1 protein-coding gene is annotated in these 232 nt (G+C 55.2%); it reads right to left on the bottom strand.

Going from position 1 to position 232, the window contains the following annotated elements:
- The coding region (locus HX773_RS25010; protein ID WP_255433330.1) for a transposase at positions 1–232 on the bottom strand (232 nt) is incomplete at both ends.

The raw sequence follows: 232 nt of genomic DNA, 5'->3' as shown, positions 1-232 counted from the left end.
TCCACGCTTCGGCTGTAGCTGCTTCTCAGCCCCATGCCGTAACGCTCGCTTTTTTCATCCCGGAAGTTCTGCTCTATCTGCATTCTCCGGCTGTAAAGCTTCATTACCGTCCGTGGCTTCAGCTCCGCATCGCTGGTAAACAGCACCCACGGCTCACGGGCAAGGCGACTCTGGTTTGCCTCTTCGCGCGTGTAAAAAAAACGACCCCGGCTTTTCTTTCCGTGACGATTTC

The organism is Pantoea sp. B9002 (genome assembly GCF_013385945.1).
Classification (GTDB): domain Bacteria; phylum Pseudomonadota; class Gammaproteobacteria; order Enterobacterales; family Enterobacteriaceae; genus Pantoea.
The sequence above is the reverse complement of the archived record's forward strand: the minus strand, read 5'-3'. Positions and strand labels throughout refer to the sequence as shown.